At 47.8% G+C, this 14,589-nt stretch carries 17 protein-coding genes; all 17 read left to right on the forward strand.

Going from position 1 to position 14,589, the window contains the following annotated elements; translation table 11 throughout:
* Positions 1 to 24 precede the first annotated feature (24 nt).
* The 17 genes from trpD to BMW94_RS17235 all read left to right on the forward strand — a co-directional run bounded on the left by trpD (position 25) and on the right by BMW94_RS17235 (position 14,546).
* Positions 25 to 1,098, forward strand: a complete 1,074-nt coding sequence (trpD, locus tag BMW94_RS17155) for an anthranilate phosphoribosyltransferase (protein ID WP_090807587.1) — start codon at positions 25 to 27, stop codon at positions 1,096 to 1,098.
* Positions 1,088 to 1,879, forward strand: coding sequence for an indole-3-glycerol phosphate synthase TrpC (trpC, locus tag BMW94_RS17160; RefSeq protein WP_091000251.1), 792 nt, complete (start codon positions 1,088 to 1,090; stop codon positions 1,877 to 1,879). The genes trpD and trpC overlap by 11 nt, the downstream gene beginning before the upstream one ends.
* Entirely contained in the window at positions 1,876 to 2,613 is a 738-nt protein-coding gene (locus tag BMW94_RS17165) for a phosphoribosylanthranilate isomerase (RefSeq protein ID WP_091000252.1), read from the forward strand. The genes trpC and BMW94_RS17165 overlap by 4 nt, the downstream gene beginning before the upstream one ends.
* Positions 2,610 to 3,809 (forward strand): tryptophan synthase subunit beta, encoded by a 1,200-nt coding sequence (trpB, locus tag BMW94_RS17170; RefSeq protein ID WP_063566776.1) that lies wholly within the window; start codon positions 2,610 to 2,612, stop codon positions 3,807 to 3,809. Before BMW94_RS17165 ends, trpB begins: the two co-directional genes overlap by 4 nt.
* Positions 3,806 to 4,612 (forward strand): tryptophan synthase subunit alpha, encoded by an 807-nt coding sequence (gene trpA / locus BMW94_RS17175; protein WP_091000253.1) that lies wholly within the window; start codon positions 3,806 to 3,808, stop codon positions 4,610 to 4,612. Before trpB ends, trpA begins: the two co-directional genes overlap by 4 nt.
* 86 nt (positions 4,613 to 4,698) lie before the next feature.
* The gene (gene hisC / locus BMW94_RS17180; protein WP_091000254.1) at positions 4,699 to 5,799 is read left to right on the forward strand and encodes a histidinol-phosphate transaminase; all 1,101 of its coding nucleotides are present in this window, start codon (positions 4,699 to 4,701) and stop codon (positions 5,797 to 5,799) included.
* 27 nt (positions 5,800 to 5,826) lie between these two features.
* Entirely contained in the window at positions 5,827 to 6,921 is a 1,095-nt protein-coding gene (locus tag BMW94_RS17185; RefSeq protein ID WP_091000255.1) for a prephenate dehydrogenase, read from the forward strand.
* A 732-nt stretch (positions 6,922 to 7,653) separates the two neighbouring features.
* The gene (locus BMW94_RS17190) at positions 7,654 to 8,247 is read left to right on the forward strand and encodes an RNA polymerase sigma factor (protein WP_091000256.1); all 594 of its coding nucleotides are present in this window, start codon (positions 7,654 to 7,656) and stop codon (positions 8,245 to 8,247) included.
* Positions 8,244 to 8,879 carry an anti-sigma factor family protein gene (locus tag BMW94_RS17195; protein WP_091000257.1) on the forward strand — a complete coding sequence of 212 codons (636 nt, stop codon included), beginning with the start codon at positions 8,244 to 8,246 and terminating at the stop codon, positions 8,877 to 8,879. The genes BMW94_RS17190 and BMW94_RS17195 overlap by 4 nt, the downstream gene beginning before the upstream one ends.
* Positions 8,880 to 8,919: 40 nt before the next feature.
* Positions 8,920 to 9,519 (forward strand): histidine phosphatase family protein, encoded by a 600-nt coding sequence (locus BMW94_RS17200; RefSeq protein ID WP_091000258.1) that lies wholly within the window; start codon positions 8,920 to 8,922, stop codon positions 9,517 to 9,519.
* A gap of 237 nt (positions 9,520 to 9,756) precedes the next feature.
* Entirely contained in the window at positions 9,757 to 10,875 is a 1,119-nt protein-coding gene (locus BMW94_RS17205; RefSeq protein ID WP_091000259.1) for a hypothetical protein, read from the forward strand.
* Between the two features lie 44 nt (positions 10,876 to 10,919).
* Complete coding sequence (locus BMW94_RS17210; RefSeq protein ID WP_063566783.1) at positions 10,920 to 11,426, forward strand: gamma carbonic anhydrase family protein; 507 nt, start codon at positions 10,920 to 10,922, stop codon at positions 11,424 to 11,426.
* 23 nt (positions 11,427 to 11,449) lie between these two features.
* Positions 11,450 to 11,629: an IDEAL domain-containing protein gene (locus BMW94_RS17215; RefSeq protein ID WP_024630643.1), complete on the forward strand. Its 180-nt coding sequence runs from the start codon at positions 11,450 to 11,452 to the stop codon at positions 11,627 to 11,629.
* Between the two features lie 165 nt (positions 11,630 to 11,794).
* On the forward strand, positions 11,795 to 12,217 hold the full coding sequence (locus BMW94_RS17220) for a DUF2487 family protein (RefSeq protein WP_091000260.1): 423 nt from the start codon (positions 11,795 to 11,797) through the stop codon (positions 12,215 to 12,217).
* Positions 12,218 to 12,410: 193 nt separating this feature from the next.
* Complete coding sequence (locus BMW94_RS17225; RefSeq protein WP_091000261.1) at positions 12,411 to 12,953, forward strand: Rieske (2Fe-2S) protein; 543 nt, start codon at positions 12,411 to 12,413, stop codon at positions 12,951 to 12,953.
* A gap of 15 nt (positions 12,954 to 12,968) precedes the next feature.
* On the forward strand, positions 12,969 to 13,640 hold the full coding sequence (gene qcrB / locus BMW94_RS17230; protein ID WP_017687726.1) for a menaquinol-cytochrome c reductase cytochrome b subunit: 672 nt from the start codon (positions 12,969 to 12,971) through the stop codon (positions 13,638 to 13,640).
* A gap of 21 nt (positions 13,641 to 13,661) precedes the next feature.
* Positions 13,662 to 14,546: a menaquinol-cytochrome c reductase cytochrome b/c subunit gene (locus BMW94_RS17235; protein WP_091000262.1), complete on the forward strand. Its 885-nt coding sequence runs from the start codon at positions 13,662 to 13,664 to the stop codon at positions 14,544 to 14,546.
* The last annotated feature ends 43 nt before the right edge of the window (positions 14,547 to 14,589 follow it).

Below are 14,589 nucleotides of genomic sequence, written 5' to 3' on the forward strand. Positions count from 1 at the left end.
CCGGAAATGAATATGAACCCAGTCATGAATGAAGAATCCGAGCGATCTGTAAGTGAAGTTAGTCATGCGGAAGGCATGAAGAATGGCCTTGCCAAAATTTTGGAGGGAAGCCATCTGGAGCAGGCAGAAGCGCGCGACTTGATGTACTCCATCATGAGAGGTGAGGCCACTCCGGCTCAAATCGGAGGTTTGCTTATGGGCTTGCGGATGAAGGGAGAAACGGTAGATGAAATCACGGGGTTTGCCGAAGCCATGCGTGGACAAGGCGGACGGATTCTGACCGACGGCAATGGACTGCTGGACACCTGTGGAACAGGGGGTTCAGGTATTCATAAGTTCAACATTTCAACAGCATCGGCGATCATTGCTTCAGCAGTCTCTGTCCGGGTGGCGAAGCATGGTAATCGCTCTGCCTCAGGCAAGGCGGGCAGTGCGGATGTACTTGAAGCATTGGGCGTGAATATTCATCTGGACGGAGAGCAGGCGAGACAATGTCTCGATGAGATCGGAATCTGTTTTTGTTTTGCTCAGGTGTACCACCCTTCTATGAAACATGCTGCTGCGCCAAGAAAAGAGCTGGGTGTGCGTACGATCTTTAACATGCTCGGACCTCTAACCAATCCTGCGGGAGCGGATCGACAATTGCTTGGTTTATATGACCGCAGCCGGACACCGATGATCGCTGAAGTGCTGAATCGTCTGGGGCTGAAAAGAGCTTTGGTTGTAGCGAGTCATGATGGACTGGATGAAATCAGCATCTCCGCACCTACCCAGGTATCCGAGCTGCGTAATGGTGAAGTGCATACGTATGACATTGATCCACGTGATATGGGATTATCGTTACATCCGCTGGAATCGGTTCTTGGAGGAGATGCGGCTCAGAACGCCGAAATTATTAAAAGGATCTTCCAGGGAGAACGGAGCGCATACCGCGATGTCGTTCTGTTGAATGCCGGGGCGTGCATCTATGTATCCGGTCTAGCAAATACCATTGCAGAAGGTGTGTTGATGGCGACAGACGCTGTAGACTCCGGCAAGGCTGCCGGGAAGCTGGAACAGTTAATTCATACAACGGAGGCGTACAGTCATGTATCTTGATCGAATCGTAGCAACCAAACATAAAGAAGTTGAAGTTCTGGCACAAACATTTCAGATGGACGATGCGCTGAAAAAGATAGAGGCATTACCCAATACTCGTGGATTCGAACGTGCTCTATCAGAGAGACGTAACCGTAAACTGGGTCTCATTGCCGAAGTGAAGAAGGCTTCTCCGTCCAAAGGACTGATTCGTCCTGATTTTCATCCAGTAGAAATTGCTTCCGCATACGAACGGGCTGGAGCGGATTGTATATCCGTATTGACCGACGTTTCTTATTTCCAGGGAAATAGCGAATACTTGCAGGCCATTCATGAAGCTGTGAACATACCGCTACTGCGCAAAGATTTTATTATAGATGAACGACAGATTGCCGAGGCAAGGCTGCTTGGCGCGGATGCCGTTTTGCTGATTGCGAGTATTCTGACACCCGAACAGATGCGTCAATATCTGACGTTTGCCAAAAGTCTGGGCCTGGATGCATTAATTGAAGTCCATGATCGTGCTGAACTGGAGCAAGTACTCGATATACCGCAGGCAACACTTGTGGGCATCAACAACCGCAATCTGAAAACGTTCGAAACCAGTCTGAACACCACGTTGGATTTGATGAACTTGATTCCGGATGGTGTCACATTAATCAGTGAAAGTGGAATTGACGGCCCTCAGCCACTGGAATCTCTTGTTGAGGCAGGTGTGCATGGTATCCTTGTTGGGGAGCATCTGATGCGTAAGGACGATGTTGAGGCAGCGGTATATGAACTGATGGGACCAAAAGCATGAATGCATTCAATCATGACGGCACAGGCAGCGGAGACGTGGATCTGCGAACCCGGCCGGCAGCGGCTGTAAAAATATGTGGACTTCAGGACGTTGAAGTGCTAAAATCGATGATAAACTTGCCTGTGGATTACGTTGGTGTTGTTTTTGCCCCATCCCGTCGCCGTATTACGCCTGAACAGGGTGCCGAGCTAAGAACGGTTCTCTTGGACTGGACGATGTTTGATCGGCCGAAGCTGGCGGGTGTTTTCGTGAATCCTACGCTCGAAGAGCTGGAAAGCATCATGCAGATTTCAGGCCTGGATGTCATTCAGCTGCATGGACAGGAATCGCCGGAATTTTGTGAACAGGTGAAGCAGCACTTCGGTACCGAAGTGTTCAAGGCTTTCTCTTTTCCCAAGGATGAAACAGGTTCATTAGCTGACGATACTGCCTTATTGGCACTTGATCCATATAAAAATGTGGTGGACGCCATATTGCTCGATACGTTTGACCCGCTCTATGGAGGGGGCTCCGGTAAAACCTTTGCCTGGGAACGAATTCCTTTCTACGCCGAGTGGGCAAGAAAACATGGAATCGCGTTGTTCGTGGCAGGAGGTTTACAGCCGGATAATGTGCAACAACTGATACAGACATATGCACCGGACGGCGTCGATGTATCCAGCGGCGTAGAGTCCGAAGGTGTGAAGGATATTGCGAAAATTACAGCATTTGTAGAAAGGGTGAAGCAGGCATGACACATCAATTGCCGGATCAACACGGGCGTTTCGGTCCCTTCGGAGGCCGCTTTGTACCTGAGACACTAATGAACGCTCTGATCGAACTGGAGGAAGCGTATAGCCACTTCTCTGAAGACGAGGAATTCAACAAGGAACTGAATTACCTGTTAAGCGAGTATTCTGGCCGGGAAACACCTTTATACCATGCAGAGCAATTATCCCGCCGCTTGGGTGGACCCAAAATTTATCTGAAACGTGAAGACCTGAATCATACGGGAGCACACAAGATCAATAACGCTATTGGACAGGGATTGCTGGCCAAACGGATGGGGAAAAAGAAAGTCATTGCCGAAACAGGTGCAGGGCAGCATGGCGTTGCCACGGCAACCGTTGCTGCTTTGCTGGGTCTTGAATGCAAAGTGTTTATGGGTGAAGAAGATACCCAACGACAACAATTGAACGTATTTCGGATGAAGCTGCTTGGGGCAGAAGTCATTCCGGTGACATCTGGTACGCGCACATTGAAAGATGCAGGAAACGAGGCGCTCCGTTACTGGGTTAGTAATGTGGAAGATACCTTCTACGTGCTTGGATCGGTAGTCGGTCCTCATCCGTATCCAATGATGGTACGTAACTTCCAGCGAGTGATCGGTGATGAGACACGGCGCCAGATTCAGGAGATTGAAGGACGTTTGCCGGATGTGATTGTTGCAGCTGTAGGCGGCGGAAGTAATGCAATCGGTATGTTCTATCCGTTTATTGGCGATCAGGATGTGAAGCTTGTTGGTGTTGAAGCAGCAGGTAAAGGGGTGGACACTGAGTTCCATGCGGCTACAATGAGCAAAGGAACACACGGTGTATTCCAGGGTTCGATGAGTTATCTACTGCAAGATGAATATGGACAGGTTCAGCCGGCCCATTCCATTTCAGCGGGACTTGATTATCCGGGTGTTGGTCCCGAGCATTCCTACCTCAAAGATATTAAACGTGCAAAATATGTTCCGATTACGGACCAGGAGGCATTGGATGCCTTGCAGTTGCTGAGCCGAACAGAAGGCATTATCCCTGCTTTGGAGTCAGCGCATGCTGTTGCGCAGGTCGTCAAGCTTGCGCCTGAACTCAGCGCTGATGATATCGTTGTGATCTGTCTTTCCGGTCGTGGTGACAAAGACGTTGAATCTATTATGAAATATACAGGAGGGGACTTGGCATGAACCTGATGGACCAGACCTTCCAGCAACTGAAAGAACAGAACCGGACAGCACTTATTCCATTCCTTACGGTTGGAGATCCAGATGTGGACACCACGGTGGAAATCATTAAGGAATTGGAACAGGCGGGGGCAGACATTTTGGAGCTCGGTGTTCCCTATTCTGATCCGCTCGCAGATGGACCGGTAATCCAGCGTGCTTCCGAGCGTGCATTGAAAAGTCAGATCACGATTCGGACTTGTATGGAGACAGCAGCAAGAGCGCGTGCGGAGGGTGTGAAAATGCCTTTTGTCCTGTTCACCTACTATAATCCGGTATTGCAGACGGGACTGGATGTATTTTTTGACGAATTGATCAAACATGAGATCAGCGGCATGATCATCCCGGATCTTCCGATTGAGGAAGCCGAGGATATGCGACGCCGTGCGGATGCTGTGGGTGTGCATTTGGTTCCGCTTGTAGCCCCTACTTCCAATGCGAGAATTGAGCGTATTGTTACGGGAGCACGTGGTTTCATCTATTGTGTATCCTCTTTGGGTGTTACCGGAGAGAGAGCTTCCTTTTTCGATGGAGTAGAGAGCTTCATTGAAACGGTAAAGAGCCTGACAGATCTTCCGGTCGCTGTTGGCTTCGGCATTTCCAGTCACGAGCAGGTAGCTCGTTTCTCCCGTATCTGTGACGGCGTTGTTGTAGGCAGTGCTATCGTTCGTCAGGTGGAAGAAGCTATACCTCTTCTTGGAAACCCGGATACGCGTCAGGCGGGACTGTTGCAAATTCGCAACTTTGTGGCACAATTAAAAGGATAAGGATTCAATGATGTTACATCCCCAGGGCATGCTCAGCACAGGCTGAGGCATGTCCATAACTATTTCAATAACAGGAGGCGGTCGGGTTGAAACCGAAGTCCCAGATTGTCAATCTGCCTGTATATAAACCGGGCAAACCGATTGAAGAAGTGAAACGTGAACTGGGTTTGGAGCAAGTGATCAAGCTGGCCTCCAACGAAAATCCATATGGAAGTTCCCCTGCTGCACTTGAAGCGATCACCAGAGAGCTGGTTAATGTAAGCATATATCCGGATGGCAGTTCCACGGAACTGACTGAAGTGCTGGCGAAGCATTTGGGTGTGAAACGGGATAATCTGATCTTTGGTTGTGGATCGGATGAGATCATTGCGTTGATCACTCGTGCATTCTTCCTTCCGGGAGACGAGAACATCATGGCTGACCAGACGTTCTCTGTATACAAAAGTAACGCTGACATCGAGGGTGCTGTCAGCATTGAAGTGCCGCTCAAAGATGGAACACATGACCTGATTTCCATGCTGGCGCAAATCAATGATAAGACCAAAGCGGTGTGGGTGTGTAACCCCAATAACCCAACAGGTACAATTATCTCTGAGCAGGAATTGACGGCATTCATGGATCGTGTACCTTCTCATGTCATGGTTGTGCTGGATGAAGCCTATTATGAATTTGTAACGGATGAGGCATACCCAAAAAGTGTCCCTATGATTGAGCGTTATCCTAACCTGGTTATTTTGCGGACATTCTCCAAAATCTACGGCCTGGCTTCATTGCGTATCGGATACGGTATTGCACGCCCGGAAGTGATCGATCTGATCAACCGCGTGCGCGAGCCGTTTAATACTTCACGCTTTGCTCAGGTTGCCGCAAAAGCAGCGCTGGAGGATCAGGCTTTTATTGAGGAGTGTGTCAAGCGGAATAAGGAAGATCGCGAGTATCTGCAAAATGAATTTACACGCTTGGGACTTCCATTTTTTCCGTCGCAGGGGAATTTTATTTTGGTTGATGTCGATATGCCTTCCCGGGATGCATTCCAATCCCTTCTAAAACAAGGCATTATTGTTCGTCCTGGATTCCATGTATATCCAACATACATTCGTGTGTCCGTCGGAACATCAGAACAGAACCGTGCGTTTGTCGCGGCACTGGAGAACACGCTGGCTGAAAAGGCGGTAGCACGCCCTTAAATCTGGCGATGAAAAGAGTGAGGACCCATGAAACTAAAAATTGCAATGATCGGTGTAGGGCTCATCGGCGGTTCACTGGCGCTTTGCTTCAAAGGCAAGCCAGGTGTAACGGTGATGGGCTATGCCCACCTGCCTGAACTGAAGGACAAATACATAGCGAGTGGTGTAGTGGATGATGCTACGCTCTCTCTGGAGGAAGCGGTACAGGATGCCGACTTTATTTTTTTGTGCGTACCTGTTGGGCTGCTCGAATCCTATTTTGGACAACTGGCCAAGCTTCCCTTGAAAAAGGGATGTATTATTACGGATGTAGGAAGCACAAAGGCGTCTATCGCAGCCTGTGCTGAGCATGTCCGCATGAGTGACGCATACTTTATCGGCGGTCATCCGATGGCCGGATCTGAGCGTGCAGGTGTAGATGCAGCCTCGGCTGTATTATTCGAGAATGCATACTATGTCTTGACCCCTTCAGAATATGTGCCTGAGGAAGCTTACGACAGGTTATCTGATCTTCTTGCGTATACACGTGCCCAGATTGTACGTGTAGAGCCGCTGCTGCACGATGACATTGTGGGGGCGATCAGTCATTTGCCACATGTTATTGCAGTTGCGCTGGTGAACCAGGTGCGCGAATATAATGAATCGAACCCTTTGTATAAAATGCTGGCTGCAGGCGGTTTCCGGGATATTACCCGGATTGCCTCCAGTGATGCCATTGTATGGAGAGATATCCTGCTGAGCAATCGTGAGGTGCTGCTGGGCTTGCTAAAGGACTGGAACAGCCAGATGACGGCTTTCACTGAAATGCTGGAGCAACAAAATGGTGAGGGCATTGAGGAAGCGTTCCGTCAGGCACGCGAGTTCCGCAGTGTGCTGCCAGAACGACGGAAAGGCATGATCTCGTCGTTGTTTGATCTGTATACGGATGTGCAGGATGCGCCGGGGATGATCGGCAAGATTGCGACCGAGCTTGGGGCGAATGATATTAACTTAAGCAACATGGAGATTATTGAGAACCGGGTCGATGTGCCGGGCATTATGCGTTTGTCTTTCCGGCAGGAAGAAGAAATGGAACGTGCCAAAACGCTGCTGGATTCCCTGGGGTATCAAGTGTGGGTTTAGGTTCTTGGAAGGGGGCGAAAGCCCTCTTTTTTATGTTGAAAACGATCTGTTACAGGATATGACCTGAAAAAGGACAAAAAAAAGACCGCTTACATAAGCGGCCATTGCTCACGTGGAGCAATACAGTTATTGGATAGGAGTGGAGAGAAACCATACTGTACTTTTATTATATGTATCCGTTTTCATTTTGTCAACACTTTTGAGTGAAATTGTTTTAAAAAAATATAACATTCGTAAATTATGGAAATATAATCCTTGCATCAAAGTGGGAGAGATCTTCATTTGGACAATTTGTTGATAATCGGAAATAAGGCTGAATTAGTGCAATTGAGAAAAATATATTATAACGAAATTCTTCTGTAATTTTAAATTAATTCTTTATTCACACCAACTTTCTCGGGCCTTCGTTCGTCCAATATATGAGTGGCTTCACCAAATGGATCAAATTGAAGTCATGGACGAGAAAATGGCCGCATAATAATGACTGGTCGGGCTTCAAAGGAAGCCATGGATTTGCCAGGACGATGCAGACCGTTGTACAATAAATACTGTTAATGTAGAAACGTTGGGGAAATTGCCATTACATAGGGGAATTTGGCGGGAAGGCCTGTTTTGGCGCTGAACGCTGTTTTATGCGGTGAAAACCGCAACTTTTTTGTGCCTGTTCGGTAATACATGGATAGAGTCGAACGGGGAGAAGCACATGGATGGGCGAGGAGGGGTCGCACTCAAATGACGGATTCCCAGTTGATTCGAGAGATCAAGGAAGGTAACCTGGAGTTATATTCCGAGCTGATGAGTCGTTATCAGCGTAAAATACTGGCTTTCGTATATCATATGTTGAAAAGTTCCAATATGGAGCTGCTTGCGGAAGATCTCTGTTCTGAGACTTTCTATAAGGCGTTCCGCAGTCTGCACTCATTCCGAGAGGTGGATGCCTCGTTCTCAACCTGGTTATATACCATTGCGAGAAATACGGTACTGAGTGAGCTTCGCAAACAGCGTAGTGGGAGTGTTCCACTTGAAGAGAGCGGTATAGTACCCATTGCTCCTTCAGAGAATGCACCAGAGTATGCTGTATTGCGCAGTGAGCGGGTGATGCTGGTTAGGGATGCAATTAACAATTTACCGGAGAAGCAGCGTTCTGCCATTATACTCCGTGAGTATGATCAACTAGACTACCAGGAGATTGCAAATATTCTTGGGCAGAGCGTCAGTTCTGTAAAATCGTTATTGTTCAGAGCAAGGTCAAGCGTAAAAACTCAATTGGAACCTTATTTCTTCGAACCGGTCTACGAGCCATATGAAGGGATGAAGAACCGATGAATTGCAATGAAGCCCAGGAACTGTTTGCACTGGTCTGGGACTTGCCGGAAGCTCATCCTCAGCGATTTGCATTTCATGCTCATCTCGCTGGTTGTGAAGATTGCTCGCAGCAATTTGAGATTTGGGAAGAAGCTCAAATTCTGCTGCACAGCATACCGGTCCCAGTGACAGAACAACAAGCAGAGAAAGTGAACCGTAATGTTATGGACCGGATCTACGCGGAGTCTCCATGGCTACTGCCGGAAGAGGCAAAGGTTAATCGTTTCTCTGCTGTAATCCGCAAGCATATGTCTTTGTGGATTGCTGCGTTCCTGGCAATTTTTTTATGCAGCTTTCTGTACATGGCGATGTTTAAGCCAGACGTATCAGAAGCTGAGCAGACCAACGTGGTCTCTACGGGCATTTTGGAGACAGGAGTAGCGGGCAGTGAGCCTTCTTCCTCCGGATTGTACAAGTACAATATGACGGGAGCAGACAGAGGCAGTATTATTGAGCCCTTCGTTGTTAGCATGGGGCCAGCGTATCCTCAATACTGGATGGCGTTGTCGCTGCTAGCCATAGGTATGGCTTTGTTCTCTCTTGGACGTATGCATCGTACAACGAACAAACGCAAACAAGGTGCACGTGCTTAGGTAAAGCTTTCGTTCACCGTATAGAGAAATGAGGGATGAGATGCGGATCGGGCTTATTCGTCACGGTCTAACCGACTGGAATGCGGCAGGACGTATTCAGGGACAGACAGACATACCTCTGAATGCAGAAGGTCGTGAGCAAGCTGAGCGTCTGGGTAGACGTTTGCTTACTGAAGAGTATCGCTGGGACCACATCATTACGAGCGGGCTGTCCAGGGCTCAGGAGACGGGAGAGATTATCTCCGGGCTATTGAATGTTCCTTTGCTGGAGCCAGATGCACGCTTGAAGGAACGTGCCTTTGGTCAGATTGAAGGTCTGACATCCGAAGAGCGTGTTGCTCGCTGGGGCGTTTCCTGGGAGACGCTGGATTTGGGACAGGAACAGATTGCTGATATTCAGACACGTGCACTGGGCTTTCTGGAGGATTTATGGGAGGCTCATCAGGACCAAAATGTGCTGATTGTCTCCCATGGCGCTTTTCTAGCCAATATGCTATCAGCTTTGTATAAAGACCGCTATACGGAACGAATAGGAAACCTGTCGCTTACGATCCTGGAGAAGGAACGTGAAGATTGGAGACCATTGCTTTATAACTGTACACGACACCTTTCATTGGATCTGGCGAAACAACCTGAGTAATTAACTCAGGTTGTTTTTTTTGCGTTATAGCAATGTATAACTGTCATTCTATATGATTTTGTACCTCTCATTCTTCTTCTGAGCAGGCAACTTCGGGCATAGTATGGTTAAAACATAAAAGATTTGCAAAAAAGAGGTTTAGATCATGGGAATTCCGTCAACGATGTTTACAAAACCAAACTACTTCAGGCCCCGAATCAATAGCCAAAAAGTAGCCAAGGGCGAGGCGATGGACCCATGAATCTAGCGGATATGCTTACTTTTGCCGATATCGGCCAGCTTAATCGAATAGCAGACTATTACCAGTGCGAGTGTAAGCCCAATTCCAAACATGAACTCATCCAGAGTATTCTCACTACATTGGGCAGCAGACCTTTTTTTGAGCAGCAGGTTCGCGAATTAAACCAGGTAGATCTGCGATTTTTGAACAACTTGCTGTTTGATACCCGCCAATACTTCGGTATGGAGGAACTTGTCGCCATTGCTCGTCAGTCGATGGACAAAAAAGATAGCGAGGCTGGAGCCAGTCCACGTGATCTTATCGTACGCTTCACGAAGAGTGGATGGTTGTTCAATGGCACAACTCAACAGACCAGATACCTGTATCAGGTGCCCCAGGATTTGCAAATGCGGTTTCGGGATGTGTTATCTACCCACCTGAAGGCAGGTATTGCACAGACGAGCGAGCCCCCCGTTTACCGGGATGAATTCCATCTACTCGCTGATGATCTGAAACTGTTTCTACAATTTGTCCAGCAGCATGAAATAGCACTAAACGCAGAAGGCATGATGTATCGTCGTTCTCAGCAGCAGATCATGGAGCATTTACATGTGAGTGAGGCGCTGGTAGGTAAGGCTGGATGGAGATTCGGTTATGGTCGTTCGTTCAAAGACTACCCCGACCGATTTGCGTTCATCTATGACTACGCTTTTCATCATCGTCTGGTTCGTGAGGAGCAGGGCGCGCTGAAATTGTCACCTTCTGGTGAAGACAAGCTGGGGGCAGAGAAAACAGCCGAGATGATACAGCTATTTCGGTTTTGGTTAAGACTTTATAAAGGTGCTATTCCCAATCTGTCCTCCATTGTGTACTGGACAGGGGAATGTGCAGCTGGCTGGTCCACAGCAGAGTCTTTGTTCCGCCAGATTGGTCCCTACATTCAGCCGTTCTATTATGACACTGCAGAGACGATTTATGACAACAGGATACTGAAAATGATGCTGCATCTGGGCATGCTTCGCATTGGAGAGCATGCAGATGGGCGAACAGTACAAATGACAGCATGGGGTTCACGCCTTGCGTCATCCTGTCGCTCGCTGTCGGGGGATATTACCCCCGTTATGTTTGACAAGTGAAGGACAAGTTGCTAAAATCACTCCCAAATTAAGGAGTGATACTTATGATAATTCCATACAAAGGTATGCAACCCCAGTTACACCCTTCGGTATATATGGCCGAAGGCGCCAAACTAATAGGTGATCTGACAATGGGTGAAGAATCTACGATCTGGTTCAATGCTGTGCTGCGCGCCGATCTGGCACCCATTGTGATTGGACGGCGCTGTAATATACAGGATAATGCTGTTGGACACGTCAACACGGATCAACCTTTGATTTTGGACGACGATGTGTCGGTGGGGCATTCTGCGATTATCCATGGATGTCGTATCGGAACAGGTTCGCTGATTGGTATGGGGGCTATCCTACTCAATGGAGCCGAAATTGGTGAATATACGCTGATCGGGGCCGGTTCTGTTGTTACTGAAAATACTAAAATTCCGCCCTATACCCTTGCTTTGGGCACACCAGCCAAAGTGATACGTGAGTTGACTGATGCAGATCTTGAGCGGATGTCGAGAACTACACTAGGTTATGTTGCCAAAGGAAAGGAGTATAGGAGCTCTTAAATCCGTTTTGGAGGTGCATCCTATTGGATAAAATGAAAGTTACGTATGAAGTCATGTTGGGGCTGGCTGCTGAGATGGTGTGGGACGACGCGCTTCGTAAACAGCGCAGCGAGAAGCTGTATATGGAAATCGATAAGGCATTGGCTACCGGAGACGAAGTAGCTTTCCGGAATCTGACGGATGAACTGAAGGCCATAAACTGATGAGCATGTGAAAATAAATATATAACACAGGAAATGCGTGAAACACGCATTTCTTTTTTTGCGTTCACGACCATTGCTACACGGAAAAAGTATGAATCTCTGGATTTATAATATAAGCTCATATATAATATGGGAATAAAATGGATAGAGAGGGGAATTAGGGAATTGAAATTCAGTGAGATGACTCAAGACAGCTGGGCGGAACTGCAACTCTATCTGGATACATGCCTTATTCCGTATACAGCCCTGACGGGCAAGCAGTCCCCGGTTGAAGCAACCGAGGCGTTGGAGCGGCTTAGAGATTTTTTGGATCTGGTGGAGATTCCTTTTAAAGGACGTATCATGACTTACCCTGCATTTCATTATGCCTGTCCGGATATGTCAATGGCATTAAATACCTTATCCGAACAGCTTAAATCCTCTGGTTTCAAATATGTGGTTATAATGTCATCTGATGGAGAGTTGAAACAGACCCAAATTACTTCTGCAGATTTGGTATTAAGCCGTTCTGTTTTGATTCATGAGGTGGGAGAAGAGGGTATTTCGCGTTTGGTCGGGGAAAAAATCCGTGAGTTATGGAAAAGATGACCTACGTGTGACAAATGTGACAATTTACCAACATTTTTTTAATAACGCTTACAAATGAACCTTAAAAATGTGTGACAAATTCTTGACGGTGTTCTAGGGCTACTATATGATTATGTATGTTCTAGTAAGTCGTGGAATTTCTGATAATGAAAACGATTGAGAGAGTTGGCTGAAAAAGGGGGTTGGAGACAGTATGAGCAGTGAGCATGACCAGCACGAAGCTTCGATGAAATTGCCAAGCCGCATGGAAATGTCACGCAGGCAGTTTTTGACGTACACGCTTGGTGGAGCTACAGCCTACATGGCCGCCGGTGCAATACTCCCCATGGTCCGTTTTGCGGTGGACCCGATTTTGCAGCACAAGGGAGAAGGCACCTCTGTCAAAGTAGCGGAAATCAGCAAAATTACGAGTGAACCTCAAGAATTTACGTTTGAAGTGAAACAGCAAGACGGTTGGTATTTGAGCAATGCTTCGTTAATCGCCTGGATCAGGAAAGATGAACAGGGCAAAATCTATGCGCTTTCACCCATTTGTAAACATTTGGGATGTACCGTAGGTTGGAACAGTGATAAGCAGTATCCCGATGAATATCATTGTCCGTGCCATGGTGCGCATTATACCAAAGAAGGCAAGAATCTTGCCGTAGCCCCGAAGCCGTTGGATGAGTATGTGGTTAAGGAAGATCAGGGTTGGGTTTATCTGGGCGACATTGTTCCGAACACCCGAGTCAAATAGGAGGCGTGAACGCAGATGTTTAAAAATGTCTATGACTGGATTGACGAGCGTCTCGATATCACGCCAATCTGGAGGGACGTTGCGGATCATGAAGTTCCAGAGCACGTAAACCCGGCTCATCACTTTTCCGCATTCGTGTACTGCTTTGGTGGATTGACGTTCTTTATCACTGTTATTCAAATTTTGTCAGGCATGTTCCTGACCATGTATTATGTGCCTGATATTATTAATGCTTACGCCAGTGTCGAGTATTTGCAGACCAAAGTAGCCTTCGGCCAAATTGTACGCGGGATGCACCATTGGGGAGCCAGCTTGGTTATCGTTATGATGTTCTTACATACGATGCGTGTGTTCTTTACCGGCTCTTACAAAGCACCACGCGAGATGAACTGGGTTGTCGGCATGCTGATCTTTTTTGTCATGCTGGGTCTGGGGCTTACCGGGTACCTGTTGCCATGGGATAACAAAGCTTACTTTGCAACCAAGGTTACTCTAGAGATTGCGAATACGGTTCCTTGGCTGGGGCCGATCATTAAGGAATTCCTGCAAGGCGGAACTATTGTAGGTGCGCAGACGTTAACACGGTTCTTTGCCCTACACGTCTTCTTCCTTCCGGCTGTGCTTCTGGTGCTTCTGGTCGGTCACTTTATTATGATCCGCAGACAGGGCATTTCGGGACCACTATAATCTGAGAAGGGAGGAATCGACATGGCTCACGGACACAAGTCAGATGACCAGGAAAAGATTATCTTCGTCGGGGACTCACGCGTCCGTAAAGGAGCGGGGTTTATAACTCCACCGGATTACACGGCGTATCCCGGCAAATCAGAGGCTTTTATTCCTAACTTCTTGCTGAAGGAATGGATGGTTGGTGTCGTTGTACTGGTTGGTATTCTGGTATTAACGATTTCGGAACCTGCACCACTGGGCTATCCGGCCAATCCAAGTGCATCGGTTATCCCGATGCCGGACTGGTACTTCCTTTTTCTATACCAGTATTTGAAATACCCATATGCCTCAGGTGATTATGTCTTGCTCGGGGTACTTGGAGTCAGTGGAGTTGCTTTCGGCGCTCTATTACTCGCCCCTTTTCTGGATACAGGCAAGGAGCGGCGTTTCTACAAACGTCCGATTGCATCATCACTTATGATTCTATCGGTGATGGCCGTTTTCTACCTGACCAATGTTGCGTGGACACACTATGAGCATGAGTTGGAAGCAAGCGGCCAGAAGCCGGAACATATTCAGCGTGAGGAAGAGGCGCGGGAGAAACACGCGCAGGGTCTGCCTACCTCCAATGCGCCAGGTCAAAAAGAAGAAGTGGCGATCGTTGAGAAGGATGACCCTGCAATGGAATCATACAAAAAGGCCGGATGTATCGGATGTCATGCGGCAGATATGAAGGGTTCAGGCTCTGTACCTGCACTTCGGGGTGTTGGTGACAAACACAGCCAGGAAGAAATCCTGACGATTATCAAAGAAGGATATAATGGCATGCCTCCGATGTACGACAAAGCCATAGCCCAAGGGCTGACAGATGACGACATCAATCACTTGGCGGAATGGCTTGCGAAACAGAAGGCAGAACAGTAAAATCGAAATAAGCAATGAAACCTGATCGTTTATGCGGTCAGGT

Origin of the sequence: Paenibacillus sp. OK003, from assembly GCF_900109515.1 — a bacterium.
Taxonomy (GTDB): Bacteria; Bacillota; Bacilli; order Paenibacillales; family Paenibacillaceae; genus Paenibacillus; species Paenibacillus marchantiae.